Genomic DNA, 12559 nt, shown 5'->3' on the forward strand with positions numbered 1-12559 from the left:
GGGCTATGTTCATAGCATTCCATTATTTCCGTGGCGTAAAAACGCCTCGCGCTGGTTTAAACGGTCAAACCATGCCTCTATGGCGGGGACCTGCGGCTTCTCAAAAGGGGTCATCTTCCAGCGGTTCACCGACAGCCCCAGCACCACGTCGGCGAGGGTAAAGGTCTCTCCCGCCACCCACGCCCCGGTGTGTTGCAGTTGCTGCTCAAGGATCATGATGTGGTGGTTCCACTCTTTAATTCCCGCCGCGATCCGCGAAGGATCGTTAAAGTTTGGATCCTTGCGCCCCAGCGCCGGGAAGACGTAGCGCCAGGCGTTGTTGAATTCAGTCCCCTGCCAGTCCATCCAGCGCTCGACGTTGGCGCAGCCCTGCGGATCTGCGGGGAGCAGGTCATCGCATCCGGTTTTGCGCACCAGATAGCGGCAGATGGCGTTGGATTCCCACAGCACAAAGTCGCCGTCGATAAGCACCGGCACCATGGCGTTCGGGTTCAGCTTGCGGAAGGCGTCGGTTTCCGTCGAGGCAAAGCCGCTGCCGTAATCTTCCTGCAGATAGTCCAGACCGGCTTCTTCGCAGGTCCACAGCACTTTGCGCACGTTGATGGAGGTGGTTTTGCCGAGGATTTTAAGCATGGTGCAGGCGTCCTTTTTAAGAGTATTTAAGAGCAGGTCAACCCTAAATAGGGTAGTAGTTCCTTCTACCTTTATCGCGTTAGTCTGTTTACGACAAAAGGACCACAAACTGAATATCAACATAGCCAGTTCCCTGTACGGGTAAGAAACTACAAAGAGCGACTGGACAAGCGGATCTATTACCCATCCGGAAGCGCGCAATTTATTGATTCAGAAATAGTGTCAAAAGGAGAGGAGCGCACTGTCCGGGTGAAGCAGCGCTGTGCTTACACCCCAGATGGCAATGCAGATAAATGCTCACTGTTAACCTCCACTGATGACGACTACCGCGGTTCTTTCTTCCTGTGGATTTCTAATCACGAAACAGAGTACTTCTGAGTTTATTAAACATGTTAAAAGTTATCGCCGAAGATTTTATCAAACCCGAGTTCGTCGACGTCGTTCTCCCTTTGTACCGCGAACTCATCGCGGCGACCAAGAAAGAACCCCTGTGTATTGCTTATGATTTGTATCGGGATGAAAAGGATCCAGGGCATTTTATTTTCATTGAAGAGTGGCCCGACCGCGCAGCACTCGATGCGCATTGTGCCAGCGAGCATTTCACTCGGCTTGTTCCTTTGATTGATCAATACGCGCGTAAAGCGGCGCAGTATATCCTGATGGATGGTCGGGTGAAGCTGGAGCGATAAAGTCAATACCTGGGGCAGGGTTGACGGGGTCGGTTGCGCTGAGGGTCAGCAGTGAGCTGTGAGTTCAGATTTAGTCCTGAAGTGTATTTCTGCTTTATCCTGAGTCGTAAATTTATATCGCACCGATGAACGCATCGCCCTATACCGTGTTGCCCGCGCGCCCCAAGTGACATTATTTGTCATGATAAAGAGAGAGGATGAATAAGGGCACATAATAGAAAGCGCATGCTAAAAGCGCCAATTAATCGACTTAAGTCAAATTAACGCTGGTTAACCGATCCGCAGGCGTAAAAATATATAAGTGGTGCTTAAGATTAATCTTAGAATTAACGGAAATAAGAACTATTCATTAGAGATGCTGAATGTTTTGACGTAAATTTATTCGTAAAAGATTTTGTTACAAATCCTACGAATTTATTCACAACCAAGGACGTTTAGCGTATGGGGATCTTAAAACCTGGTTTATTACTGACTGCTTTTGTGCTGACTGCATGTGGCGGCGGCGGTGGTGGTGGCGGCGGTAGCGACAGCACGCCCCCGGTAACCACTGCGCCTGTGCAAACGGATAACGGCAATCCGGCTACCACACCGGAAACCCCTGCCACGGCACCGGTCAGTCTGACCACCGGTGGTACCCTTTCTGGTTGGACCTACACCACCCCGGAGGGCCGTGAATACGTTATGCGCGGCACCGGGATCTCTGCGGGCCTGACGCAAACCCAACGGCTCACCCGTGACGACCATTCCCCGGTCTCCTCAACGTCATGGTGCTGCGGCCGCATGAGTTACACCACGTTCGGTACCTGGACACAGTATGAAAAAGGTCAGCATGAGGTCTTCTACACCGGGGATGCCACGCTGGCGGCTAACGTGCCAACCCAGGGAACGGCGACCTATGTGGGTTACGGTATGCGTGAAAATATCCTGAGTGATGCTCGCTTTAACATTGATTTCGCGGCGAAAACCATCAACGGTACCATTGCCGGAAATGAAGTCTTTGGTAGCGAAGTTGCGATGCAGGGCAACATTGCCAACGGTGGTTTCACCGGTAGCGCGCAATCCGGCGAGCAGGCGGGGACCTTCACCGGTCATTTCAATGGCCCCACGGCTGAAGAGTTAGGCGGTCTGGCGCAGTTTGCAGACACGACTAAAAACGCATCCTTTGGCGCGACACGTCAATAAATCGTTTTCCGGTCAGCCTGGCTGACCGGACCTTCAGATGGTAAGCCTTTCTATGAATATTTTGCGTACTGGCGCACTGAGTTTGCTGTGCCCGCTCAGCGTTGCGTTTGCTGCGCCGCCGGAAACCGACTCGATTCCTGCAGCTCCCCACTTTGAACGACTGACCACGCCGGATAAGCGCACCGAGCCTGGCGAAAAGACGCTGCATGTTACCAATGCTCAACTGGCGGAACAGCCAGAGCTGGCGATGGCGCTGCTCGATCAGGCCATTCGTGAAGAAAAGTGGCCGATGGTTCGTGCCATTTTACCTGTCTATGCGGCGTCACCCAATCCGGATTCTACCCTGATTCATTTTGCAAAGGCCGGCCTGGCGCGCAGTCAGGGGCATTATGCAGAGGCGATTGAACACTATCGCGCTATTCTGAGCAGGCATCCTGACTTTGCTGCGGTGCGTCTGGATTTAGCGCGTGCCATGTTTGAAAATCGTCAGTTTGACGCGGCTGATTATCAATTTCGCCGTGTATTACAAAGCAATCCGCCTGAGAATATTCAGCAGGTCATTGCACAATATCTTGAGCGCATTCAGAAAGGCAGCGCATTAACGGGTTCATTCAGCGTGAGTTATCTGAATGACAGCAATGTGAATAATGCTTCATCAGGTAAAACCATTCGGGTTGGCGATCGCCTGTTTATTCGTAATAAGGATAGTTTCCCTCAGCGCGGAGAAGGTTTCTGGTTCAATGGCGCATTACAAAAAGATGTTCAACTCTACGATCAGCATGGCTTGCGATTTCTTGGTACGGTAAACGGTAAGAGTTACTGGAGTAATCATGATTTTGATGATATTACCACCCGTGCTTATGCCGGATATCAATGGCGTAATTTCCGCCAACAGTTTGCCCTGTTGCCTTTTTATGAAAAAAGATGGTATGGCACCGAGGCGTACTCTTCTGGCCCTGGTGTCCGCGCTGAATACAGTTATTTGCTTACGCCAACCTGGCAGGTGAGTCAGGCGCTGGAATATCAGAAACTGGATTATGATGATGAAGATTATCGATTCTTGCGCGGACAAAATCGTTACTCTTCCACAACCCTGTCCCATGCTTTCAGTAACCGGGTGTCAGGATTTGCCGGTTTCGATCTGCTCGATCAGCAGACCTTCGCTCGCAGTGAATCTAACCATCGGGTAGGTTTGCGCAGCGGGGTGCAGGTTGATATGCCCTGGCAACTCTCCTTTGCCGCCACCACGGCCATTGCCAGACGCAATTACCAGGCCGACAGTGATATCTTCTCGACACGACGGAAAGATAACGAACAGATCTATAACCTCTCGCTCTGGCATCGCGACCTCTATTTCTTTGGGGTAATGCCGAAACTGAATTTCACCTATAAACGGGTCGATAGCAATATCGATTTTTATGATTATCGACAGAGGAATGTCACACTTTCTCTGGATAAGAATTTTTAACAGACGTCGGCCAGCACTTTTTACTGAGTATGCAGAAAAAGTCTAATACGAAAGGTTGAAATTAACATGAAAAGCACGCTCCGGCGTGTTTTTTTATTTCATGTGTTGGTAAAAGGTAAATGTGACTGCTAACTTTTGGAGCGGTGTCCATGTGTTGCGTGATAATAAGTAGTCCTTGCCTGGATAATCATAAATACGAAAAAAGTATGACTTTTTAAATTTGTCTGTACTTTTTTGTTTATTGTTTAGTTATAAAGTTTCCGTCATTTTTTAGTCATGAATAAATGAAAAGCTCACGTTAAAACAGAGAAAAAGGGTTAGCTATGTTCAGAGTTTTCTGCTCCTCTTGCGTCATTAAACCCTTGCGTTCAGGACGATACTTATTAATGGTGAGCATGTTATTCCCGACATGGGTATATGCCGAAACGTCTGCCTACGACGAACTTATTATTCAGGCACGGGATGGCGACCGCCAGCCTTTATTGCAATACCTTGCTGTTCGCGAAAAGCAGACACAGTTAACGCCGGGAGAGATTGCTGACTGGCTTCAGGTTTCCTCATGGGCCAATAATGACGTTGAGACGCTGGCGGTATGGGATCGTTATCGCCAACGCATGGCCATCCCTGCCAGAGGGCAAATCGCTGCCGCCCGCGCGCTGCGTAACCAAAAGCAGTGGAATGCCTCGCTGGCCGTCTGGGAAACCGTTCTGCAAACTGAGCCCGGTAATAGCGACGCGCGCACAGGCTGGATAATGACGCTCGCAGATGCCCATCGCAACGAGCAGGCCATCACCGAAGCCCGGCGCTGGGTAGACGAGGAGCCGGGGCCAGAGAGAGAGGCCCTGCTGGCTTATGTTTATCATGCTCAGGGAAAAAACTGGGATTCAATACTGGCGGCCAGCCACCTCGATACCGATTCAGACCACAACAAAAACGTGGTGCCCACGCTGTTGGCTGCCATGTCGGCCAGCCGCATTGCCGGCCCCGCGCTGACCCTTTCAGAGCGCTACCCCCAGCCTGATGCCATTACTCGTCAACTTGAACTGGATGCGGCGGCGCAAACCGTCCGCGCTGCGTTCACGCCCACCCGCAATGAAGATGAACGATTCCTGGTGGCAGATAAAGCACTGGCTCGCTATGACGCGCTGATTGCCGCGTGGGAACAACAGCCCGAGGCGCAAGGTGATGTGCGACGCGCCAGAATTGACCGGCTGGGGGCGCTGGTTATCCGAAAACGCATGGATGAAGCGATCGCCGAATTTGAATCGCTCGAGGCGAGCGGAACGCCTGTTCCTGACTACGCCAGAAGATGGGTCGCTTCTGCCTATCTTGCGCAGAAGCAGCCGGATAAAGCCGAGTCGCTGCTTGAAAGCATCTATTTTCCGCGTGGCTCGACCCTGGCATCACAGCCGATGACCATGGACGATCAACAGGAACTGCTGTTTGCCCGTCTCGATAACAACCATTTCGACGAAGCGGAGCAGCAACTGGATGCCTACACCAGAGAGAGCCCTTATCTGCAAAAGGTCTATGGTTCTCCCACGCCACAGCCCAATGACAGCTGGCTGCTGGCCAGAACCTTACGAACCGAATACCTGGTGGCCGTCAATAATTTGCCTGCAGCCGAGACGCATGCGGAGCAGTTGGCGCGTACAGGATCGGGTAATCAGGCACTGCGTATTGCCTATGCGTCAGTGCTGCTGGCGAGAGGATTACCTCGTGCCGCAGAACGCGAACTTAAGCTTGCCGAAGTCCTGGAACCCAGCAACCTGGCGCTGGAAAGGCAACAAGCATGGACGGCCATGGAGCTTCAGGAGTGGAAGCAGGCCGACGAACTGACGAAAGATGTGATCACCCGCAGCCCAGATGACGCCGCCACGTTGCAGCTTGAACGCCTGATGGAGGTGCATAACAAAGCTGAACTGCGGATAGCCGGGTCTCAGGGCATCTCATCCGACAGTCCGGTCAGTGGCAAAAATGATTTTACCCTCAACGCGGCGCTTTATAGCCCACCCATTAACCAAAACTGGCGACTGTTTACCGGCTACAACTTTGCCCGTGGCGATTTTGAGGAGGGGAAGGGAATAAGCCGGGACCTGCTGGCGGGCGCAGAATGGACGTCAAGGGATAGCTGGGCCGAAATGGAGGTCTCCGGGCGCAACGATGGCAGCGATCAGAAAATCGGCGGACGTCTCTCTGGCTGGTACGATTTCAGCGACAGCTGGCGGGTCGGGGGCTCGGCAGAGCGTCTATCCCGTAACACCCCGCTGCGTGCTCTGCGCAATGGGGTAAACGCCAACGGTGGCGATCTGTGGTTGCGCTGGTATCAGAACGAACGACGCGAATATCAACTTTCGCTTGCCGGCGCCCATTTCACCGACGGCAACGATCGACTGGAATATGGCATCAGCGGTAAAGAACGCCTCTGGACGCTGCCACGTTTTACGCTGGATTTTATCCCCGGCATCGGCGGCAGCCATAACAGCAAAGAAAATGTGCCTTATTACAACCCCAAACGTGATGTTTCGGCGGTTGCAGGGCTGCGCGCCGAACATGTGCTGTACCGCCATTACGAGACGGTCTGGAAGCAGCAGTTTGAGGCGGGGGCGGGCGGTTACTGGCAAAAGGGGCACAGCGCTGGGGCCATCAATCAGTTAGGTTACGGGCAACGTATTCAATGGAATAACGTAGTGGATGCCGGGGTGAAACTGACCTGGGATAAGCGTCCTTACGACGGTAAGCGGGAGCGCAATATTGCCCTCGCATTTGATCTGAATGTCAGGTTTTAAGGGCGCTTCATGATGAAACGATGGCTTCTCGCCGCGAGGGTAATAGTCGGGTGGATGATGATGAGCATGTGTGCACTGGCCGCGACACCGCGTTATCTTCCTCCCGCCGAGCGGCCGGCGCTGTATGCGGATCAGCGCTGGCCCACAAACAGCTTTCTGGTGCTGGGCTGGCATGACGTGGAGGACGGTGCCGCCGATCAGCGCTATCTGTCCGTGCGCACCAGCGCCCTGAACGACCAGTTTGCCTGGTTGCATGATAACGGCTACCACCCGATTAGCGTGCAGCAGGTGCTGGATGCCCATGCCGGAAAAATCACCTTGCCTGAAAAGGCGGTGATGCTGACCTTTGATGATGGATACAGTAGCTTCTCAACGCGCGTTCTGCCACTGCTTCGGTTGTTCAAATGGCCTGCTCTGTGGGCGCCTGTCGGCAGTTGGGTGGATGCACCGGAACATTCGCTGGTGGATTTTGGCGGACTAAAAACGCCGCGGGAAAAGTTTGCTACCTGGAAGATGGTACGCGAGGCCAGCGAATCGGGGTTGGTGGAGGTGGGGGCGCACACCTGGGCATCCCATTACGGCCATCAGGCCAATCCGCAAGGCAGTAAGGAGCCCGCAGTCGCTAACCGTTTTTACGATAAAACCAGCGGACAGTACGAAACGGATGCGCAGTTTGAACAGCGTATTCGTGCTGACCTGTCGCGCATTTCGGGCAAAATCGAAGAGGTCACCGGGAAAGCACCGCGAGCCTGGGTCTGGCCCTACGGTGCGGCGAGCGGGACAACACTCAAGCTCGCGCATCAGCAGGGCTACCAGATGGCTTTCACCCTGAACCAGGGGCTGGCGAATGCCGCAAATCTGGAAGATGTTCCCCGGGTGCTGATTTCCAATAACCCTTCGCTGCGTAGCTTCGCCAGCCAGATAGCTCAGGTCAGGGAACCTGAAACCATGCGGGTTATGCATGTCGATCTCGACTATGTGTACGACAAAAACCCGGCTCAACAGCGTAAAAATATCGATCTGCTCATCCAGCGGGTTTTCGATATGAAGATAACCCATGTCTTTTTACAGGCCTATGCCGATCCGAAAGGGGACGGCAACGTCAATGCGCTCTATTTCCGCAGTCGCTGGCTACCTATGCGGGCGGATCTGTTTAACTTCGTTTCCTGGCAGTTGCAGACCCGTGCCGGGGTGAAGGTTTACGCCTGGATGCCGGTTCTGGCGTTTGGGTTAGACCCCTCGGTGCCACGTGTGGCGGCGTGGTCGTCAGACACCGGACGAATTGCGCCAGATAATCGCCAGTACTTGCGCTTATCACCCTGGAATGCGGTTGCCCGGCAGAGAATCAACGATATCTATGAGGACCTGGCGCGCCATGCCAGCTTCAGCGGCATCCTGTTCCATGACGACGCTTTTTTGACCGACTTTGAGGATGCCTCCCCGGATGCGCTCAAAGCCTATCGTTTAGCCGGCTTCCCGGACGACCTCGCGCAGATCCGCGCCAACCCGCAACTGCTGGCGCGCTGGACGCGCTTTAAAAGTCGCGCCCTGATTGATTTTACCCGACAGCTCACGCAAACCGTGCGTGCGGTGCGCGGTCCACAGATCAAAACCGCCCGCAACATTTACGCCATGCCGATACTGGATCCGCAGAGCGAAACCTGGTTTGCGCAGAATCTGAATGATTTTCTCGGCACCTACGACTGGACAGCCCCGATGGCGATGCCGCTGATGGAAAACGTCCCGGTCAACGATGCCAATGCCTGGCTGGACAGACTCGTCGGGCAGGTAGCCCGTTACCCTGGCGCGCTGGATAAAACGGTTTTTGAACTTCAGGCCCGCGACTGGCGTAAGGGGGCAGGGCAGGACAACATTAGCGGTGAAATGCTTAACGGGTGGATGCGGCAGCTCAAGCTGAGCGGTGCCAGAAACTATGGCTACTACCCGGACGATTTCATTAACGATCAACCCCGGATGGCAGAGATCCGTTCTGCTTTTTCCTCCTACTGGTATCCGCAAAAATGACCGATCGCCTCATCGCCTTCCTGATCCTTTGCCTGATGTTCAGTTTTCCGCTCGGCGTGGCGGTGATTTTTACCGGTGAAGTGATCCTTGATTTCGTCTTTTTCTGGCCGCTGTTTATGTCGGCCCTCTGGATAAGCGGTGGACTTTACTTCTGGTTTCACCGCGAGCGCCACTGGCCATGGGGGCCGGGCACACCGCCACCTGTACTCGAAGGCAATCCGCTGATCTCCATTCTTGTGCCGTGCTTTAACGAAGGGCTGAATGCCCGTGAGACTATCGAAGCGGCGCTGGCGCAACGTTATGAAAATATAGAAGTGATTGCTATCAATGACGGTTCTATCGACAGTACCGCGGCCGTGCTGGACAAGCTGGCGAGTGAATATTCGCGGCTGCGGGTGATTCATCTGGCGGAAAATCAGGGCAAAGCGGTCGCCCTGCAGGCGGGTGCTGCCGCGGCTCGCAGTGATTTTCTGGTGTGTATTGATGGTGATGCGCTGCTGGATAAGGATGCGGCAGTGTATATGGTCGCCCCGCTACTCAATTACCCTCGCGTGGGGGCGGTGACCGGTAATCCGCGTATCCGTACGCGTTCAACGCTGGTGGGGCGAGTCCAGGTGGGGGAGTTTTCATCTATCATCGGCCTTATCAAGCGTACCCAGCGCGTCTATGGTCAGGTCTTTACCGTTTCCGGTGTCATTGCCGCTTATCGCCGTCGCGCCCTGGCAGAGGTGGGGTACTGGAGCCCGGATATGATCACGGAAGATATTGATATCAGTTGGAAGTTACAGCTGCGCCACTGGTCAATTTTCTTCGAACCTCGTGCGCTGTGTTGGATTTTGATGCCCGAGACGCTGAAAGGGCTTTGGAAGCAGCGTCTGCGCTGGGCGCAGGGGGGCGCGGAGGTGTTTATCGTCAATATGCGTCGCTTGTGGAGCTGGGAGTACCGACGCATGTGGCCTCTGTTTATTGAGTTTTGTATGTCAACCGCATGGGCCTTTGCCTATGCCGTCAGCATTCTGTTGTTTCTCTTCGGGCTGCTTATTCCGATGCCCGATTCTTTATATGTTCAGCACCTTTTCCCACCGGCTTTTACTGGCCTGATGCTGGGCGTGGTCTGTCTGTTGCAGTTCACGGTCAGTCTGATTATTGAAAGACGCTACGAGAAAGGTATTGCGGCGTCTCTGTTCTGGATTATCTGGTTTCCGGTGGTGTACTGGATGTTGAGTCTGTTCACTACGCTTGTGGCTTTCCCGAAAGTCATGCTGCGCCGCAAACGCAGCAGAGCTCGTTGGGTGAGTCCCGATCGCGGTATTGGGAGATTAAAACCATGATCCAACCTTTAATTTTTACTGAACAACGGCTGTTTCCACGCGCGCTGGATGCCCTGTTAACGATCGTGGCCTGGCTGGGGTTTAGCTGGCTGATTTACAATGGTCTGATAACCGCAATTGAACATGATCCTTTTATAGGGACCAGGCCGTTCTACACCACGCTCAGTACGCTGAGTATCTACCTGCTGGTGGCCTGTCTGATAAGTCTGGCGCTGATCGCCTGGGCAAAATACAACCAGCTGCGCTTTCGTATTGAACGTCGTAAGCGTCGGCCAGAACTTGAGCGCCATGAAGTTGCGGCAAGTTTCAATATCACCCCCGAACTGGCGCTAATGATGAGTCAGGCCAAGATCTTTACCCTCGCACATTATGAGACGGGGGCAATTGACCGCGTGTGGATGGCGAAAATCCTCGCTGATGTGCAGCGCGAGTAACGAAAAACCTGCCGGTAATGCTGGATGTTTGCTGGCAGGTTTTTAAGGATTGCCTGCGGCTCGCTTAATTCAGGAGGGCATGAACCCTGGATCATAACGTAACGTCTCAATAATCATCGAGAGTGCCGGCAGGAGCTGACGCTCGCTGGAATAAAATATATGGAAACCCTGACGCGGCGGACACCACGCCTCAAGCACTGCCTGAAGATGGCCATTTTCCAGCCCCGGACGGGCAAGTATCTCCGGTACATAAGCCAGGCCATATCCCGCCAGCGCGGCGTCGAGGGCGGCATACACCGTGTTGAAGATCAGAGGGCCATCGACACGGCAGGCCTGAACGCCGTCTCCCTTTTTCAGTTCCCAGGGGCTGATCCCCTCCTTCATAGCGTATCGGGTGTTGATGCAGGCGTGCCGGACTAAATCCTCGGGCGTGAGCGGGAGATCTTTTCCGGCTAGATAATCCGGGGAGGCGACAATAAGGTTTCGCCAGTCGGGTGATATGCGGACTGACGCCATATTTTTGCCGATCCTGTCGCCCGGCCTGATACCGGCGTCAAAACGTTCAGCAACAATATCCGTCAGGGCCGGATCGTTGGATACCTCCAGCTTTACATCAGGATAGTGAAGCAAGGCAGGAGAAAGGCGCGGCCAGACGAAGGTATTCCAGGCGAAATCCGACGCCGTTATCCGCACGGTACCGGCGATTTTGCTCCCCAGCTCGCTCAGGGAGGCCAGTTCACCGGCAATCACATCGAAGCGGGGTGACACCCGCTCCAGCAGGCGCAGCCCTGCCTCCGTAGGAGAGACGCTGCGCGTGGTGCGGATCAGCAGCCGTAGCCCCAGCCGCGCCTCAAGATTGCGGATGGTATGGCTTAACGCCGACTGGGAAACGCCCAGTTCAGCGGCGGCCCGGGTAAAACTGCGTTCCCGGGCGATAGTGATAAACGCCACAATATCCCTGAAGATTTCGCCTGACATAGTCCGCCTCGTTTATGCGTTAAAAGCCCCGTCAGGGCTGATGCTCATGGAACCGCAACGCCTCGACCATCAGCGTCATCGCCCGGGAATGCTGGCGCCGGTTAGGGTAGTAGAGATGCAGGCCCGGCCAGAGCGGGCACCAGGCTTCGAGTACCGACACCAGCTCGCCTGAATCCAGCCAGGGCTGAACCATATCCTGTGGCAGGTAGGCCAGACCCAGGCCCGCTTTTGCAGCCTCGAGAATGTCGTAGGCATTATTACAGATGACGGGGCCGCCGATCCTGACGGCGAACTCACGCTGATCCTCGGTAAACTCCCAGTCATAGAGACCGCCATAAGTGGAGGTGCGCAGCCGGATGCACCTGTGTTGAGTGAGATCCTCAGGCCGCTCGGGTAGGGGAAAGCGCGTGAAATAGTCCGCCGAACCAACCACCGTATTCTTCACGTCCGGGCTGATTCGCACCGAGATCATATCCTGCGCCAGCTCCATGCCAAACCTGACCCCGGCGTCATAGCCTCTGGCAGCAATATCGACGCTGGCATACTCGCTGATCAGCTCAACGGTGATATCCGGATACTGCTGCAAAAAAGGGGAGAGTTTAGGCCACAACACCTGGCGGATGGCGTAGTCGATGGCGGTGATGCGCAGGGTGCCGGTTGGCTTGTCCCGCAGGTCGTTCAGGGATTCAAGCTCCTTCTCGATGTAAGCAAATTCCGGCACGATCCTGTCCACCAGGTGTTGACCCGCCATCGTCAGGGTGACCCGGCGCGTGCTGCGCAACAACACGCGCACGCCAAGCCGCTCCTCCAGACCGCGGATGCTGGCACTCAGGGCGGGCTGGGTGACGCCCAGCTGTGCCGCTGCCCGGGTAAAACTCCCGGTCTGCGCTATCGCGATAAGTGCTAATAAATTGCTGAAACCCTCGCGAGCCATGTCTTCCTCACTAAGAAGGGATAAAGGGGATAAGTCGGGCTTAAAAAGATTAATGAATTCTGTTTATAAATGCAAGAAACAGGCAGGGCTGGTAGG

Annotated in this window: 10 protein-coding genes; 7 read left to right on the forward strand and 3 right to left on the reverse strand. The window is 54.4% G+C overall.

Features of this window, described 5'->3' with window-relative positions:
- Window positions 1–9: 9 nt before the first annotated feature.
- A complete protein-coding gene (locus M8318_RS22235; RefSeq protein WP_262664565.1) occupies window positions 10–633 on the reverse strand; it encodes a glutathione S-transferase family protein in 624 nt (207 codons plus the stop codon).
- A gap of 389 nt (window positions 634–1022) precedes the next feature.
- On the opposite strand from M8318_RS22235, the gene M8318_RS22240 reads away from it, so the two are divergent.
- The 7 genes from M8318_RS22240 to pgaD all read left to right on the forward strand — a co-directional run bounded on the left by M8318_RS22240 (window position 1023) and on the right by pgaD (window position 10551).
- Complete coding sequence (locus M8318_RS22240) at window positions 1023–1322, forward strand: putative quinol monooxygenase (RefSeq protein WP_262664566.1); 300 nt, start codon at window positions 1023–1025, stop codon at window positions 1320–1322.
- 441 nt (window positions 1323–1763) lie between these two features.
- A complete protein-coding gene (locus M8318_RS22245; protein WP_262664567.1) occupies window positions 1764–2504 on the forward strand; it encodes a Slam-dependent surface lipoprotein in 741 nt (246 codons plus the stop codon).
- Window positions 2505–2556: 52 nt separating this feature from the next.
- A complete protein-coding gene (locus tag M8318_RS22250) occupies window positions 2557–3972 on the forward strand; it encodes a surface lipoprotein assembly modifier (protein WP_262664569.1) in 1416 nt (471 codons plus the stop codon).
- A 323-nt stretch (window positions 3973–4295) separates the two neighbouring features.
- Window positions 4296–6761, forward strand: coding sequence for a poly-beta-1,6 N-acetyl-D-glucosamine export porin PgaA (gene pgaA / locus M8318_RS22255; protein WP_408612340.1), 2466 nt, complete (start codon window positions 4296–4298; stop codon window positions 6759–6761).
- A gap of 9 nt (window positions 6762–6770) precedes the next feature.
- Window positions 6771–8786 carry a poly-beta-1,6-N-acetyl-D-glucosamine N-deacetylase PgaB gene (gene pgaB / locus M8318_RS22260; protein WP_262664572.1) on the forward strand — a complete coding sequence of 672 codons (2016 nt, stop codon included), beginning with the start codon at window positions 6771–6773 and terminating at the stop codon, window positions 8784–8786.
- Complete coding sequence (pgaC, locus tag M8318_RS22265; RefSeq protein WP_262664574.1) at window positions 8783–10117, forward strand: poly-beta-1,6-N-acetyl-D-glucosamine synthase; 1335 nt, start codon at window positions 8783–8785, stop codon at window positions 10115–10117. Before pgaB ends, pgaC begins: the two co-directional genes overlap by 4 nt.
- Complete coding sequence (gene pgaD, locus M8318_RS22270) at window positions 10114–10551, forward strand: poly-beta-1,6-N-acetyl-D-glucosamine biosynthesis protein PgaD (protein WP_106993794.1); 438 nt, start codon at window positions 10114–10116, stop codon at window positions 10549–10551. The genes pgaC and pgaD overlap by 4 nt, the downstream gene beginning before the upstream one ends.
- 69 nt (window positions 10552–10620) lie before the next feature.
- Here pgaD and M8318_RS22275 read toward each other — a convergent pair whose 3' ends face one another.
- Window positions 10621–11529: a LysR family transcriptional regulator gene (locus M8318_RS22275; protein ID WP_262664576.1), complete on the reverse strand. Its 909-nt coding sequence runs from the start codon at window positions 11527–11529 to the stop codon at window positions 10621–10623.
- A gap of 31 nt (window positions 11530–11560) precedes the next feature.
- Complete coding sequence (locus M8318_RS22280; RefSeq protein WP_262664577.1) at window positions 11561–12463, reverse strand: LysR family transcriptional regulator; 903 nt, start codon at window positions 12461–12463, stop codon at window positions 11561–11563.
- Window positions 12464–12559 lie beyond the last annotated feature (96 nt).

It is taken from the genome of Leclercia tamurae, from assembly GCF_025566055.1.
Lineage (GTDB): Bacteria > Pseudomonadota > Gammaproteobacteria > Enterobacterales > Enterobacteriaceae > Enterobacter > Enterobacter tamurae.